This is a genomic window from Albimonas sp. (genome assembly GCF_055129145.1).
Genome location: NZ_JBSRTQ010000220.1, coordinates 1 through 14,007, shown reverse-complemented (window position 1 = coordinate 14,007; position 14,007 = coordinate 1). Strand labels below are relative to the sequence as shown.

Below are 14,007 nucleotides of genomic sequence, written 5' to 3'. Positions count from 1 at the left end.
GCACGGCGGCGTAGCGCGCCTCGATCGCGGCGGGGGCGCTGGCCATCGCAATGGCCTTCTGGAAGGTCGCGCGCGCCTTGTCGCGTTCGCCGGTCGCGAGCTGCGTCTCGGCGATCTGCACGATGGGGGCCGGGCTGTCGGGGACTTCCTCGGCCAGCTTCTCGAAGATCGCCATCGCCTCTTTCGGCTCGCCCATGGCGCGCAGGGCGACGCCGTGACCGAGCCGGGTCTGCAGGTCGTCGGGAGCGATGGCGAGCGCGAGCTCGTATTGGCGCACCGCGGCCTCGAAGCGCTGTTGGCCCAGGATCGCCTCGGCGAGCACCCGGTGAACGTCGACGCCCACGTCCCGGTCGCGCTGCCAAAGCGACAGCAGGGACACGGTCTTGTCGAACTCGCCGCGGGCGTTGTAGAGCGCGCCGAGATTGACCCGGCTCCCCGGTTCCAGCTTCGGGGGCTCCTGCGCCGCGATCTCGTAATGCGGCAGCGCCTCGTCGGGACGGCCGAGCGCCTCGTAGATCCGGCCGAGCCGCGAATGGGCGCCGTAAAGCTTCGGATCGAGCTCCACCGCCGTCTCGAGCGCGAGGCGCGCCTCCTCCACCTCGCCCTTGGCGACCAGCAGCACCGCGCGGTTCACATAGGCGCTGGCGGTGGCGGGGTTCATGCGGATGGCGAGATCGATTTCGGCCAGCGCCTCCTCCTCCCGGTCCATGCGGCCGAGGATGGCGCCCAGCACCTCATGGGCCTGGGCGGAGGACGGGTTGAAGCGCAGGAAGGTGCGCGCGACCTTCTCCGCCTCTTCGTAAGCGCCGTCGCGATACAGCCGGATCGCGTGATTGAGCGCTTCGTCCGTCTGCTGCTGCTCGGTGAAGGGGTCCATCGACGCGGCCCTGGCCGGTCGATCCGCGACCCCGGCCAGACCGGCGGCGGTGGCCGCGGCGAGCAGGGAGAGGAGCGGTTTGCGCATGTGCGAGGTCCTGTCAGTCCGTTGCGTCGATTGGGCGGCGTCGGCCGGGCGCTGTCGCCCGAGGAATGGGTGCCGCGGACTATATCGTTCCGCGCCGCGCGAACAAGCCGGGCGGACGGGGGGCGGGGCTCCGAGAATGGCCCTGCAGGGCCGAAAATTCAACGTGTCGCGGGTCACGCCCTCGCGACGGGCGAGGGCGAAAATGCGAACGGGGCCGCCCGGCTTGGGCGGCCCCGTCGTTCTGCCTGGGCGGTTCGGGCCGGTTGGGCTCAGTTGGCGCCCATGCGGTTCTTGATCACTCCGCGCGCGATGACGATCTGCTGGATCTGCGAGGTGCCCTCGTAGATCCGCAGCAGGCGCACGTCGCGGTAAAGCCGCTCGATATCGTATTCGGCCATGTAGCCGGCGCCGCCGTGGATCTGCAGGCAGCGGTCGGCGACCCGCCCGGCCATCTCCGAGCAGAAATACTTGGAGCATGCGGCTTCCATCGGGGCCGCGCCCACCGCGTCATACAGAACCGCGGTGGCCCGGGTCAGGGCGCGGGCCGCCGCGATCTCGGTCTGGCAGTCGGCGAGCAGGCCCTGCACCAGCTGATGCTCGCAGATCGGCTTGCCGAACTGCTTGCGGCTGATCGCGTAATCGGTGGCGAGGTCCAGCATCCGCTGCGCCGTGCCGGTGGACATGGCCGAGATATGCACCCGCCCCCGGTCCAGCACCCGCATCGCGGTCTTGAAGCCCATGCCCTCGCGATCCGGCCCGCCGATGATGTTCTCGACCGGCACGCGCACGTTCTCGAGGAAGATGTCCGAGGTCTTGGTGCCCTTCTGGCCGAGCTTGCGGTCGGCCTTGGCCACCGTCAGCCCCGGCGTGTCGGCCGGCACGATGAAGGCGGTCACGCCCCCCGCGCCGTCGATGTCGGGGTTGGTGCGGGCCATCAGCGTGAACACCGAGGCGCGCAGCGCGTTGGTGATGTAGCGCTTCGACCCGTTGATCACGAAGTGATCGCCGTCCCGCTTCGCCGTGGTCTTGATGTGGGCCGCGTCCGAGCCGATGTCGGGTTCGGTCAGCGCGAAGGAGGCCGACGCCTCGCCGGTCGCGAGCTTGGGCAGCCATTCGCGCTTCTGCGCCTCGGTCCCGTGCATCTGGATGCCCTGCGAGCCGATGCCGACATTGGTCCCGATCAGGGACCGGAACGACAGCGAGGCGTAGCACAGCGCCTCGACCAGCCGGGCCTCCTGCAGGGTGGAGACGCCGAGCCCGCCGTATTCCTCGGAGATGGACATGCCGTAAAGGCCCATCTCCGCCATTTCCTTGACGATCTCGGGCGGGATCTCGTCCTCGGCCTCGACGCGGGCCTCGTTGGGGATCAGCCGCTCACGGGTGAATCGGGTCACCGTGTCCAGCAGCGCCTCGAAGATATCGTCGTCAACACCGACGCTCATGTGCGTTCTCCTCGCCTTTTCGGTCATTGACCGTTGTCTTAGTCAGTCCGCCCGGGGGCGGCAATCGCGCGGCATGGACGCGCCGGGCGCGTCCCTTGCCTGCGCGGCGGATCAGAGCGACGCTTTCAGCGCGCTTTTCAGGATCTTGCCGGTCGGGCCGATGGGCAGTTCGACCAGCTTGATTTCGGCGGGCAGCTTGTAGGGGCTGAGGCGCTCGCGCAGCCATGCGGCCATCTCGACGGCGTCGACCGGCTGGCCGGGCTTGGCCTGGATGAAGGCCACCACCTCTTCGTTGCCGGGAACGGGGCGGCCGAGCACGGCGACCATGGCGACGGCGGGGTGGTCGGCGATCACCGCCTCCACGTCCGAGGGGTAGACGTTGAAGCCCGAGCGGATGATCAGCTCCTTCTTGCGGCCCACGATGCGGAGCATGCCGTCGGGATCGCGGATCGCCACGTCGCCGGTGGCGAGCCAGCCGCCCTCGCGGATCACCTCGGCCGTCGCCTCCGGGTTGCGGAAATAGCCGATCATGCGGGCGGGGCCGCGGGCCCAGAGCTCTCCGGCTTCGCCGTCGGGCACGTCCGCGCCGTCGTCGCCTACCAGGCGCACCTCGATCTGCGGGGCGGGGAGGCCGACGACGTTGGCGTCGGTCTCGACCCCGGGGGGGACGCGGGCGATGGGCACGATCTCCGAACAGCCATAGCCGTTGCCGACCGAAACGCCGAGCTCCGCCTTCACCCGGCGCTGGAGGACGGGGTCGAGCGGCGCGCCGCCAGATCCCAGAACCCGCAGGCGCGAGCCTTCCAGCAGGCTCAGGCCCTCGGCCTCGGCCCAGTCGAGCAGGCGGGTGAAGGCCTGGGGCACGGCGACCATGAAGGTGACTTCGCCGGCGCGGATCGCCTCCGCCGTCGACTTCGCCTCGAAGCGGTCGGGCAGGCGCAGCACGGCGCCGCAGGCGAAGGCCGACAGCAGGTTCGACGCGAGCCCGGTCATGTGCGACAGCGGCGCGATGCACCAGACCTCGTCCTCGGTGTTCAGGCCGCGGCTGAGGCCCTGGGAATGGGCCTGATAGATCAGCGCTGCGTTGGACAGCATCACCCCCTTGGGGGTGCCGGTGGTGCCCGAGGTGAACATCATCAGCGCCACGCGCTCGGCGACCGGGCCCAGCGTTTCGGGCTTGGGGTCGCCGGCGGTTACGGCAGAGATCTCGCCGAGGTCGGGGTCGGACCAGGCGAGGGCGCCCAACCGGCCGGCATGGGCGGCGGCGGCGGGCGAATCGCCGGTAGCGAACAGCACCAGCCGCGGCTCGGCGAAGGCGATCAGCGCGTCGATCTCGGCCGCCGACATGCGGGCGTTGACCAGCGTGGTCCAGGCGTCGAGCCGGTTGAGCGCGCAGAGCGCGGCGGCGGTGGCCGCGCAGTTCTCGGTCACCATCATCACCCGGTCGCCCGGGCCGACGCCGCGGGCGGAGAGCTCGGCGCGGAGCCGTTCGATGGCGGTTTCCAGGCCCGCCCAGGTCAGCGACCCGCGCGAGCTGACCAGCGCCAGCGCAGCGGGGCGACGCTGCGCCCAGATGGCGGGGAACTCGCCGGGGCGCTGAACCTCGGCGGCGATGGAGGTGGTGGCCATGGTCATGTCGGAATCGCGCCTCCCGCGCCGATATTTGTTTCGCATCCGATTAGCAGAGCCGCTAAGGTTCCGCTATGCGAAACGCACGGCGCGCAGGGAGGCGCGACGTCGCGCCGAGCCGCGCCCGTGGCGTCCACCGGACCGTCGCCTCGTCGCGGCGCGGATTTCAGACGTGAAAACAATAGTCGGCGGCCTGGAAAACCGGCCGACCGGCAGAAACAGGGAGACGAGGGCATTGGCGACCGATATCGACGCCGGCGCGGCGCGCAAGGGGGCGCGGCGGCCGGGACTGGCGACGCGCCGCATCCCGCTGCGCCTGAACGACGCCGAACTGGCCGCGCGCCACGGCGAGGACCGCAAGTTCGTATGGTCGCTCGCCCGCGCCTTCGAGCTGCTGCACGCCTTTCGCCCGGGGCAGGGTCCCCTGGGCAACGCCGAGCTTTCGGCCCGCACCGGCCTGCCGAAAGCCACCGTCACGCGCCTGACCTACACGCTCACCCAGCTCGGCTACCTGCGCCAGTCGGAGACGGACGGCCGTTACCAGCCCAGCCCCGCGCTGCTCGCCATCGCCTACCCGGTGTTGGCCAATATCGGCATCCGCCAGATGGCGCAGGAGCGGATGCAGCGCCTCGCCGATCACACCGGCGCATCGGTGGCGCTGTCGAGCCCGGACGGCGACATGATGATCTACGTCTCGGCCTGCTCGTCCTCGGCGTTGGACGCGCTCCTGCTGGACATCGGGTCCCGGGTGGGGATGCCGCAATCGGCGGCGGGGCGGGCCTATCTGTCCTCGCTGGAGGATGACGAGCGCGAGGCGATGTTCGCGCATTTCGAGGGGCGTTTCGGGGCGGACTGGCCCGACCTCAAGGCCCGCATCCTCGACTCGATCGCCGAGATCCGCGACCGCGGGTTCTGCTACGTGGACCGCGAATGGCGCGAGGATGTGCGGGCGGTGGCGGCCCCGATCTCCGATCTCGACGGCGCGACCCGCATGGCGCTCACCGTCGGCGGCCCGGCCTTCGCGCTGGCGCCCGAGCAGATGGTCGAGGATTTCGGGCCGCGGCTGGTGCATCTCAGCCGGGGGCTCACGCGCAATCGGGCGGGGTAAGGGGGGATCCGGCGGGCGAGGAAGGCGGGTTCGCACCCGACCTACGCCGGTGGGATCCGGCGGGCGGGGAATGGCGGGTTCGCACCCGCCCTACGCGGGGCCGACGGGCGCGACGAAAAAGGGGCGGGCCGCGATGGCCCGCCCCTTTCGGCTTCAGCGTCGCGCGAAGATCAGAGCGCGGCTTCGGTGCCCAGGATCGCGGTGCACTGGCTCGACAGCACGCCGCCGTTGCCGTGGGCCAGCGACACGTCGATGGTCCCGGCCTGACGGGCCCCGCCCTCGCCGCGCAGCTGCTGCACGGACTCGATCACCGTGTAGACGCCGTACATGCCCGGATGCACGCAGCTCAGCCCGCCGCCATTGGTGTTGAGCGGCAGCGAGCCGCCCGGCGCGATCCGGCCGTCCGACACGAACCGCCCGCCCTCGCCCTTCGGGCAGAAGCCGAGGTCTTCGAGGAACAGCACCGGGTTGATGGTGAAGGCGTCGTAGAGCATCAGGTGCTGCACCTCGGCCGGGGTCATCCCGGCCATGGCGAAGGCCTCCTTGCCCGACTGCGAGGCGCAGGTGACGGTCAGGTCGGGCAGGTTGGTGATCTTGGAATGCCAGGCGGCCGAACCGGCCCCGAGCATGTAGACCGGCTTCTTCTTCAGGTCCTTGGCGCGATCCGCCCTGGTCATCACGAAGGCGCCGCCGCCATCCGTCACCAGGCAGCAGTCGCGCACGGTGAAGGGGGTGGCCACGGGCCGGGCGTTCATCACGTCGGCCACCGACAGGTCGCCCTGCATGTAGGCCTCGGGGTTGAGGTTCGCCCATTTGCGGGCGGCCACCGCCACCTCGGCCAGGTTCTCGCGCGTCGTGCCGTACTGGTGCATGTGGCGCTGGGCCGCCATGGCGTAGGCGCCGACGGGCATCGGGGGCGAGTAGACCGACTCGTAGTCATAGGCGGCCATGGCGGAGCGCGCCTGGGCCATCGCCTTGCGGTCCATCTCGCCGGTCTTCTGGACTGAGCCGTAGCAGACCAGCACCGCGTTGCAGATGCCGTATTCCAGCGCCATCGCGGCGGGCAGCATGTGCTCGACGAAGGAGGAGCCGCCGATGCAGGTGCCCTCGATGAAGCTCGGCTTGATGCCCAGCTGCTCGATCACCGCCAGCGGCCACATGGCGTTGGAGGTGGAGCAGGTGGCGATGCCGTCGATGTCGGCGAGCGTCAGGCCCGCATCCTCGATGGCGATCTTGGAGGCCTTGATGGCGAGGTCCATTTCGGTGTTGCCCGGGGCCTCGCCGCACCCATAGGTGCCGACGCCGACGACCGCGGCCTTGCCGCGCAGATCAGAGGGTTTCGCCATGGGTCAGGCTCCTTCGGCCAGGTCGAACACCACGGCGGGCTTGCCGCCGATCTCGGACAGGCGCGCCTTGACGCGCGCGCCGATCCTGATCGCGTCGTTCTCGACGCCTTCCAGGCGGGCCATCATCCGCGGGCCTTCGTCGAGGTCGACGAGGATCACGTTATAGGCCCCGCCCTGCTCGGCGCGGCGGTTGACCACGGTGAAGCTGTAGAGCGTGCCGAGGCCCGAGGGCTCGACCCATTCCAGGTCGTCGGCGCCGGTCGCCGGCGCGATCTCGCGCGGGTAATAGACATAGGCGCCGGTCGAGGGCGAATGCTGGATGCGCCACTTGCCGGCATCCATCGCCTCCCGGAATTCCTTCTCTTTGCCGATCTCGCTCATTGGGGTCTCCTCCCGTCATTCATGCGGCGTCCGCCCGGCTTTCGCGGGCGGACGGAATTGGCCGGGGCGGGCGCGGGGCCCCCCGGCATGGGGCGTGCGGTCAGACCGGATCCCAGGTGAAGATGTCGCCCGAGCGGTCCAGCGGGTAGAAGCTGGCCTTCAGGGCGGGGATCGCGTGCTCGAGCACCGTCTCCGGGGTCCAGCCCTCGGCGGAGTGGATCGAGCGGATGGGCCGCGGCTGGCTCATCAGGAAGATCTCGTTGGAACGGACCGCGAAGATCTGCCCGTTCACGTCGCACTTGTCGGACAGCAGCGTGACGGCCAGCGGCGCGATCTTGGCCGTGGTCATCTTCTTCATGCGCTCGATCCGCTGCTCCTCCTCCGGGTTCTTGGCGGGGATCGAGTCGAGCATCCGCGACCAGGCGAAGGGCGCGATGCAGTTGGAGCGCACGTTGAACTTCTGCATGTCCAGCGCGATGGACTTCGACAGCGCCGCGACGCCGAGCTTTGCGGCCGAATAGTTGGCCTGCCCGAAGTTGCCGATCAGGCCCGAGGTCGACGTCATGTTGACGAAGGCGCCGGAGTTCTGGTCCTTGAAGTGGTTCGCCGCGGCGCGCGCGACGTAATAGGCGCCGTAGAGGTGCACCTTGATGACCGCGTCGAATTCGGGCTCCGACATCTTGTGGAAGAAGCGGTCGCGCAGGATGCCGGCGTTGTTGACCACGCCGTCGATGCGCCCGAAGGCGTCGATGGCGGTCTGGATGATGCCGGCGGCGGCCTTGGGCTCGGACACCGAATCCGTGTTGGCCACGGCCTCGCCGCCCGCCGCCTTGATCTCTTCCACGACCTGCTGGGCCGGGCCGTCGTCATGCCCTTCGCCGGTCAGCGACGCGCCGATGTCGTTGACCACGACCTTCGCGCCGCTCTTGCCCATCGCCAGCGCGATGTCGCGCCCGATGCCGCCGCCGGCGCCGGTGACCACGACGACCTTGCCTTCGACCATTCCGCTCACGTGTCTCTCCTGCTCCCTGAATGGGATTGCGGGGCACTCTGTCATAACCGGCCGGCAGGGAGAATATCCGGCGCGGGCGACATTCTTGCGCCCCTTGCGTCATGCCGGGGAAAGGATCCCCGGGCGGGGCGGGCCGGGGATCCGGCCGCGCCCTGTGGGTGCGCCTCAGGCGTTGCGCGCGGGGACCTTGGAGCCATAGGAGCCGCCGCCGGTCATGGTGCGCCCGCCGTCGACGGGGATGATCGCGCCGGTGACGTAGGAGGTGAGATCGGACGCCAGCATCATCGCCATGTTGGCGCAGTCATCGAGCGTGCCGACCCGGCCGAGCGGGGTGCGGGCCAGCATCAGCGCCATCGCGTCGGGGGAATTCGCCAGCCGCTCCAGCCCTTCGGTCCCGCCGATCGGGCCGGGGACGATGGCGTTGACTCGGATCCCGTGTTCGCCCCATTCCAGCGCCAGCACCTTGGTCAGCATGTCGATGCCGGCCTTGGCGGCGCAGGCATGGGCCTGCATGGCCGTCGGCGCGGTGGACTGCGGGGCCGAGATGGTGATCAGCGACGCGCCCGGCTTGCGCAGGAATTCATGGCTCAACCGCAGCACGTTGAAGGTGCCGAGCAGGTCGATGTCGATCACCGTCTTGAAGGCGTTGGGCGACATGTCGAGCGCGGGGGCGAGGAAGTTGCCCGCGGCGCCCGAGACCACCACGTCGATTTCGCCGACCTTGTCGTGAAAGCCCTTCAGCGCGGCCAGCACGGCGGCGGGGTCGCGCACGTCGCCCGCCGCGCCATAGGCGGGCGCGCCGAGCGCCTCCAGCCGGGCCACGGCCGCGTCGACCTTGTCCTGCGAACGGGAGAACACCCCGACCGAAGCCCCGGCCCTCGCGAAAGCCTCCGCGATGCCCTGGTTGATGCCGGAGGTGCCCCCGGCGACGAACACGGTCTTGCCCGAGAAATCGAAGCGGGGCGCGGTCATGCGGCGACGCTCCGCCAGGCGCGGGTGCGGGACATGGGGTCTCCTCCGGATTTGCTCCTGGGCGTGCAGGCTCGCGCCGCCGCCCGGTTGTCGTCGGGCGCACTATCGCGGGGGAGGGGCCGCAGCGCAACGGGGTTTGTTCCGCTATGCGGTTTCGATTGCCCGCAAAGCGGAGGGGGGAAGGTGCGGGACGTTCAGTCCTGCGCGCCGTCATCGTCCGGCGAGGCCTTCGCCGCCGCGGCCTGGGCGCGCCCGCGGTCCTTGCGCCGGCGCAGATTGGCGCGGAGCGCGGCGGCGAGCCGCGCGTCGCGCGCCGCCTTCGCGTCGAAGGGCGCGGGGCCGGGCCGGGAGTCGTCTGAATCAGGATCTTCGGTCATGCCATCGGGTCTAGCGGCGCCCGCCCGCCCGGTCCAGCGCGGCGGGGTTGCGGGCCGCGTCGCCTTCCGTGGCGACGCGCGTGCGAATTCGGCGCCGGAGGGGCTTGCGCTCCGCGCCCGAACGCGGCATTACCCGCCCCGCAGCGCCGCAGTAGCTCAGTGGTAGAGCGCGTCATTGGTAATGACGAGGTCGGGAGTTCAATCCTCCCCTGCGGCACCATTCGACCCCGGCCGGCCAAGCCGCCAGGGGCCGCAGGCGCCGGCCAGAACGCTGCATGGACCCCGATCGGACGATCCCCCAGAGCCACCCCGCGAGCCGGTCCGCGAGCGGTTTTCGCGCGGCCGCGAGGCGGGCGGACCTGAGTTTCGGCCCGCCCCCCCGCAGCGTTCAGCCGAGATAATCGGCGTCGGCCACCTTCTCCATCCATGTGACCGCCGAGCCGTCGACGCTTTCCTGAATGGCGATATGGGTCATCGCGGTCTCGGGCCCCGCGCCGTGCCAGTGCTTTTCGCCCGCCGGAAACCAGACCACGTCGCCGGGCCTGATCTCCTCCACCGGGCCGCCCTCGCGCTGCACGCGGCCGAGGCCCGCGGTCACGATCAGCGTCTGCCCCGCCGGATGGGTGTGCCAGGCGGTGCGGGCCCCGGGCTCGAACGTCACCGCAGCCCCGCCGGCCCGACCCGGCGCTTCGGCCTGGAACAGGGGATCGAGCCGGACCCGGCCGGTGAACCATTCCTCGGGCCCCGCCCGCGAGGGGGCGGCGCCGGCGCGTCTGATATCCATGTCGTTCTCCTTGATGCGGAACCGGGCGCGCGGCCTTCGGGCGGGGGGCTAGACCCCCGGCGCCTCGACTGGCCGGCGGGCGCCGACCAACTCGGTCAGCACTTCCGGCACGCCCGAGGCGGCCGCCGGCCCCTGCGAAAACCCTTCGTAGCTCCGGGCGGCGACGGCGTCGCAGATCTCCCGAAAACGGACCATGCCGCCGGCATAGGGCATGAACACCCGCGGCTTGCCGGGCACGTTGGCCCCCAGATACCACGAATGGCCGGCCTGGGGCAGCAGGGTGGCGTCGGCGGCCTCGCCCACATGGGTCATCCAGGCGTCCGCGGCCTCCGCGCTCGCCTCGAATCGCTCCACGCCCCGCGCGGTCATCGCGGCGATGCACGCGGTCACCCATTCCACATGCTGCTCGATCGCAACCGGCATGTTGCACAGGACCGAGGGGCTGCCCGGCCCGGTGATGGTGAAGAGGTTGGGAAACCCGGGCGCGGCGACGCCGAGATAAGTCGACGGCCCCGCCGCCCAGGCGTCGCGCAGCCGCCGCCCGCCCGCGCCCTCGATGTCGATGGCGAGCAGCGGGCCGGTCATCGCGTCGAATCCGGTGGCGAAGACGATGACGTCGAGCGGATGCACGGCGCCGGATTCGAGCTCGATCCCCTCCGGCGTGATCCGCTTGATCGGATCGGCCCGCACATCGACCACCGAGACATGGGGTTTGTTGAACGCCTCGAAGTAATGCGTGTCGATCGGCGGGCGCTTGGCGGCGTAGGGGTGGTCGATGTCCGACAGGATCTCCGCCGTCTGCGGGTCGGCCACCACCTCGCGGATCTTGGCCTTGAGGAACGCGGCGGCGGTGTCGTTGGCGGCCCGGTCCAGCAGCAGGTCATGATAGACCGCGCGGAACCGCAGCCCGCCGACCTCCCACGCCTGCTGATAATCCGCGGCCAGCGTCTCCGGCGCCTGGTCCGCCGCCTTGACCGTGCGGATGCGGAACGGGTGGCCGTTGGGGGTGGAGCGGATCAGGTCGCGGATCTCGTCGAACCCGTCGCGCACCTCCTGCTTGCGCGCTTCGGTCAGGGGGGCGTTGCGGGCGGGGACGGAATAGTTGGCGGTGCGCTGGAAGACGGTCAGGGCCGCCGCCGTCTCCGCGATCACCGGGGCGGCCTGGATGCCGGTGGAGCCGGTGCCGACCTGGCCGACGCGCTTGGCCGTGAAATCCACGCCCTCATGCGGCCAGCGGCCGGTGTGATGCCATTCGCCGGCGAACGTCTCCAACCCCGGAATGGCGGGCACGTTGGCCGAGCTGAGGCAGCCGACGGCCGTGATCAGCCAGCGCGCGCGCAGGCGCCGCCCGTCCTCGGTGGTCACCGTCCAGCGGTTCGCGCCCTCGTCGAACCGCGCGGCGGTCACGCGGGTCGACAGCGTGATGTCGCGGCGCAGGTCCAGCCGGTCGGCGACATGGTCGAGATAGGCGCGGATCTCCTCCTGCCCCGGATAACGCTCGGACCACTGCCAGCTTTCGTGCAGCTCGCGCGAGAAATAATAGGAATAGGAGTGGCTCTCGCTGTCGCAGCGCGCGCCGGGATAGCGGTTCCACCACCAGGTGCCGCCCACGCCGTCGGCGGCCTCCAGCACATGGGCGTCGAGCCCAAGGCGGTCGCGCAGCAGGTGCAGCTGGTAGAGGCCGGAGAACCCGGCCCCCACGATCAGCGCATCGAAATCCTGAATGTCGGTCATGCGGTTTTCCTCCCCGTCGCGCCGCGTCACGGCGTCTGTTGGTGAGAGGCTGCCGCGGGGGCGGGGCCGAATGCAAGCCCCGCGACGCGCCGGGCGGCGCGGGGCTCGGGGGGCGGGCTCAGCCGAACATCAGGTCCGGCAGCCAGGTGATGATCTGCGGGAAGGCGATCAGCAGGATGATGGTCAGCGCGTCGGCGATGAAGAACAGCAGGATGCCGCGGAACACATCCGACAGCGGAATGTCCGGCCGCACCCCGTTCACCACGAAGCAGTTGAGCCCGATGGGCGGGGTGATCAGGCAGACCTCCGCCATCTTCACCACGATGATCCCGAACCAGACCGAGGCCTGACCCCCGCTGAGCCCGAAGGCGCTGTCCGCCGCGGTCACGTCCGCGCCGCCGTTCAGCGCCATCACCGCCGGATAGACCACCGGCAGGGTCAGCAGCAGAAGCCCGATGGCGTCCATGAACATGCCGAGCACGACATAGCCCAGCAGAATTCCGCCGAGGATCACATAGGGATCCGCGTCGAACCCGAGGATCCAGGTGGCGAACGCCTCCGGCAGGCCCGAGAAGCCCAGGAACCGACCGAAGATCAGCACGCCCCAGATCAGCGAGAAGATCATGACGACGAGCTTCGAGGTCTCCATCAGCGCCGCCTTCAGCGACGGCCAGCGCATGCCATTGATCCAGGCCACCACCAGCACCACGAAGGCGCCGAGCGCGCCGGCCTCGGTCGGCGTCGCCCAGCCGCCGTAGACGGCGGAGATGATGATCACCACGACCGACGCGATGGGCAGCAGGCCCGGCAGGGTGCGGAACCGCTCGCCCCAGCCGATCCCCCTCACCGGGGGGCCGGCGTCGGGGTTCATCATCGCCCAGACCACGATGATCACCGCATAGACCACGGCCGAGAACACGCCCGGCAGGAACCCCGCGAGCAGCAGCGCGCCGACCGATTCCTCGACGATGACCGCATAGATCACGAGGATGGTCGAGGGCGGGATCAGCGAGGCGAGCGTGCCCGCGGCGGCCACCACGCCGGCGGCGAGGCGCTTGTTGTAGCCTGCCGCCAGCATTTCGGGGATGGCCACGCGGGAGAAGACGGCGGCGGTGGCGACGGACGCCCCCGACACCGCCGCGAAACCCGCCGCGGCGAAGACCGAGGCGACCGCGAGGCCGCCGGGTGCCCAGCCGATCCAGGCCCGCGCCGCGGCGAACAATTGCCTCGTCATCCCCGCATGGAAGGCGAGATAGCCGATCAGGATGAACATCGGCAGCAGGCCGAGCACGAAGCTGACCGACTTGGAGAACGGGATCTGGCCCACGGCCGAGGCCGCGCCATGCCAGCCGATCAGTTCGACCAGTCCCACCAGCCCCACCACGCCGGCGGCGAACACCACCCGCACGCCGCAGAGCACCAGCACCAGCAGCAGACCCATGCACAGGATGCCGACCTCGGTCGGGTCCATGTAGCCGACGCCGAAGATCGCGTCCGGCTGGCCGTTGAAAAGCGCGGTGAGGTTCATTCGCGGCGCTCCTTGCCGGCGGGGGCTTTGGCGGCGGCGACCGCCTCGATCTCGTCGCGCCCGATGCCGGCTTCGCGAATCTCGCGCTCGGCCTCCTCGGCGGGGGAAAGCTGCAGCGGCACGGCGACGGGGACGGCGGAGGGCCAGATCACCAGACGCAGATAGCCCGCCACCTCCAGCATCAGGCGCAGGGCCCAGATCGAGAAGGCGATGGGGACCAGCAGCTTGGCGGGCCAGGTCGGAAACTCGATGTCGACGGTGGAATCGCCGATCAGGTAGGCGTTGAGGAAGAATTCCCAGGAATAGCGAATCAGCACCAGGATCAGGCAGAGGCCCACGAAGCTCGCCAGCGCCTCGACCAGCCAGCGCAGGCGGCCGGGCAGGGCGCCGATCACCAGCTCCATTCGGATATGGGCGCCCAGGCGCTGGCCGTAGGCGGCGCCGAGAAAGGCGAAGATGGCGATGGCCTGCTGCGACACGTCGAGGTAGCCGGGGATCGGATACCCCGCGATGCGGCAGGCGATGGAGATGCTGGTCGCCAGCATCAGCACGAAGATCGTGACCGCGGCCACGACGTTGAGAAAATCCTCAAGCCTCGCGAGCTGGCCCGAGATCGCGCCGAGCGGCCCGCCTCCGCCGCCGCCCGTTTCGCCGGGATGCGTCCCGGCTGTTCCCACGCCCGCCATGGGGTTCCTTTCGCGTCGACGCCGGCGAACGGCGCGGATATACC

Annotated in this window: 13 protein-coding genes and 1 tRNA gene; 2 read left to right on the top strand and 12 right to left on the bottom strand. The window is 70.3% G+C overall.

Annotation, left to right across the window (positions count from 1 at the left end):
• From ACTB72_RS20545 to ACTB72_RS20535, 3 genes are all read right to left on the bottom strand, one after another.
• On the bottom strand, positions 1 to 964 hold a 964-nt coding region (locus tag ACTB72_RS20545), incomplete at its 3' end, for a tetratricopeptide repeat protein (protein ID WP_463038885.1).
• 269 nt (positions 965 to 1,233) lie between these two features.
• On the bottom strand, positions 1,234 to 2,406 hold the full coding sequence (locus tag ACTB72_RS20540; RefSeq protein ID WP_463038884.1) for an acyl-CoA dehydrogenase family protein: 1,173 nt from the start codon (positions 2,404 to 2,406) through the stop codon (positions 1,234 to 1,236).
• A gap of 111 nt (positions 2,407 to 2,517) precedes the next feature.
• On the bottom strand, positions 2,518 to 4,041 hold the full coding sequence (locus ACTB72_RS20535) for a class I adenylate-forming enzyme family protein (protein WP_463038883.1): 1,524 nt from the start codon (positions 4,039 to 4,041) through the stop codon (positions 2,518 to 2,520).
• A gap of 229 nt (positions 4,042 to 4,270) precedes the next feature.
• Between ACTB72_RS20535 and ACTB72_RS20530 the strand changes: the two genes are divergently transcribed.
• Positions 4,271 to 5,143: an IclR family transcriptional regulator gene (locus ACTB72_RS20530; RefSeq protein ID WP_463038882.1), complete on the top strand. Its 873-nt coding sequence runs from the start codon at positions 4,271 to 4,273 to the stop codon at positions 5,141 to 5,143.
• 170 nt (positions 5,144 to 5,313) lie between these two features.
• Here ACTB72_RS20530 and ACTB72_RS20525 read toward each other — a convergent pair whose 3' ends face one another.
• The 5 genes from ACTB72_RS20525 to ACTB72_RS20505 form a co-directional block, all read right to left on the bottom strand.
• Positions 5,314 to 6,489: an acetyl-CoA acetyltransferase gene (locus tag ACTB72_RS20525; protein ID WP_463038881.1), complete on the bottom strand. Its 1,176-nt coding sequence runs from the start codon at positions 6,487 to 6,489 to the stop codon at positions 5,314 to 5,316.
• A 3-nt stretch (positions 6,490 to 6,492) separates the two neighbouring features.
• Entirely contained in the window at positions 6,493 to 6,870 is a 378-nt protein-coding gene (locus ACTB72_RS20520) for a Zn-ribbon domain-containing OB-fold protein (protein WP_463038880.1), read from the bottom strand.
• A gap of 100 nt (positions 6,871 to 6,970) precedes the next feature.
• Entirely contained in the window at positions 6,971 to 7,873 is a 903-nt protein-coding gene (locus ACTB72_RS20515; protein WP_463038887.1) for an SDR family NAD(P)-dependent oxidoreductase, read from the bottom strand.
• Positions 7,874 to 8,047: 174 nt separating this feature from the next.
• Positions 8,048 to 8,854, bottom strand: a complete 807-nt coding sequence (locus ACTB72_RS20510; RefSeq protein WP_463038879.1) for an SDR family oxidoreductase — start codon at positions 8,852 to 8,854, stop codon at positions 8,048 to 8,050.
• A 194-nt stretch (positions 8,855 to 9,048) separates the two neighbouring features.
• Positions 9,049 to 9,231 (bottom strand): hypothetical protein, encoded by a 183-nt coding sequence (locus ACTB72_RS20505; RefSeq protein ID WP_463038878.1) that lies wholly within the window; start codon positions 9,229 to 9,231, stop codon positions 9,049 to 9,051.
• A gap of 145 nt (positions 9,232 to 9,376) precedes the next feature.
• Here ACTB72_RS20505 and ACTB72_RS20500 point away from each other — a divergent pair.
• Positions 9,377 to 9,451: transfer RNA gene (locus ACTB72_RS20500), tRNA-Thr, on the top strand.
• A gap of 168 nt (positions 9,452 to 9,619) precedes the next feature.
• Here ACTB72_RS20500 and ACTB72_RS20495 read toward each other — a convergent pair.
• From ACTB72_RS20495 to ACTB72_RS20480, 4 genes are all read right to left on the bottom strand, one after another.
• Positions 9,620 to 10,015, bottom strand: coding sequence for a (R)-mandelonitrile lyase (locus ACTB72_RS20495; RefSeq protein ID WP_463038877.1), 396 nt, complete (start codon positions 10,013 to 10,015; stop codon positions 9,620 to 9,622).
• A gap of 48 nt (positions 10,016 to 10,063) precedes the next feature.
• Positions 10,064 to 11,749: a flavin-containing monooxygenase gene (locus ACTB72_RS20490; RefSeq protein ID WP_463038876.1), complete on the bottom strand. Its 1,686-nt coding sequence runs from the start codon at positions 11,747 to 11,749 to the stop codon at positions 10,064 to 10,066.
• A 118-nt stretch (positions 11,750 to 11,867) separates the two neighbouring features.
• Positions 11,868 to 13,220, bottom strand: coding sequence for a TRAP transporter large permease (locus ACTB72_RS20485; RefSeq protein WP_463038886.1), 1,353 nt, complete (start codon positions 13,218 to 13,220; stop codon positions 11,868 to 11,870).
• Between the two features lie 53 nt (positions 13,221 to 13,273).
• The gene (locus tag ACTB72_RS20480; protein ID WP_463038875.1) at positions 13,274 to 13,963 is read right to left on the bottom strand and encodes a TRAP transporter small permease; all 690 of its coding nucleotides are present in this window, start codon (positions 13,961 to 13,963) and stop codon (positions 13,274 to 13,276) included.
• Positions 13,964 to 14,007 lie beyond the last annotated feature (44 nt).

Coding starts and splice junctions, on each gene's coding strand:
- ACTB72_RS20540 (WP_463038884.1), bottom strand. CDS start 2,406: ATGAGCGTCGGTGTTGACGACGATATCTTCGAGGCGCTGCTGGACACG.
- ACTB72_RS20535 (WP_463038883.1), bottom strand. CDS start 4,041: ATGACCATGGCCACCACCTCCATCGCCGCCGAGGTTCAGCGCCCCGGC.
- ACTB72_RS20525 (WP_463038881.1), bottom strand. CDS start 6,489: ATGGCGAAACCCTCTGATCTGCGCGGCAAGGCCGCGGTCGTCGGCGTC.
- ACTB72_RS20520 (WP_463038880.1), bottom strand. CDS start 6,870: ATGAGCGAGATCGGCAAAGAGAAGGAATTCCGGGAGGCGATGGATGCC.
- ACTB72_RS20515 (WP_463038887.1), bottom strand. CDS start 7,873: ATGGTCGAAGGCAAGGTCGTCGTGGTCACCGGCGCCGGCGGCGGCATC.
- ACTB72_RS20510 (WP_463038879.1), bottom strand. CDS start 8,854: ATGACCGCGCCCCGCTTCGATTTCTCGGGCAAGACCGTGTTCGTCGCC.
- ACTB72_RS20505 (WP_463038878.1), bottom strand. CDS start 9,231: ATGACCGAAGATCCTGATTCAGACGACTCCCGGCCCGGCCCCGCGCCC.
- ACTB72_RS20495 (WP_463038877.1), bottom strand. CDS start 10,015: ATGGATATCAGACGCGCCGGCGCCGCCCCCTCGCGGGCGGGGCCCGAG.
- ACTB72_RS20490 (WP_463038876.1), bottom strand. CDS start 11,749: ATGACCGACATTCAGGATTTCGATGCGCTGATCGTGGGGGCCGGGTTC.
- ACTB72_RS20485 (WP_463038886.1), bottom strand. CDS start 13,220: ATGGACCCGACCGAGGTCGGCATCCTGTGCATGGGTCTGCTGCTGGTG.
- ACTB72_RS20480 (WP_463038875.1), bottom strand. CDS start 13,963: ATGGCGGGCGTGGGAACAGCCGGGACGCATCCCGGCGAAACGGGCGGC.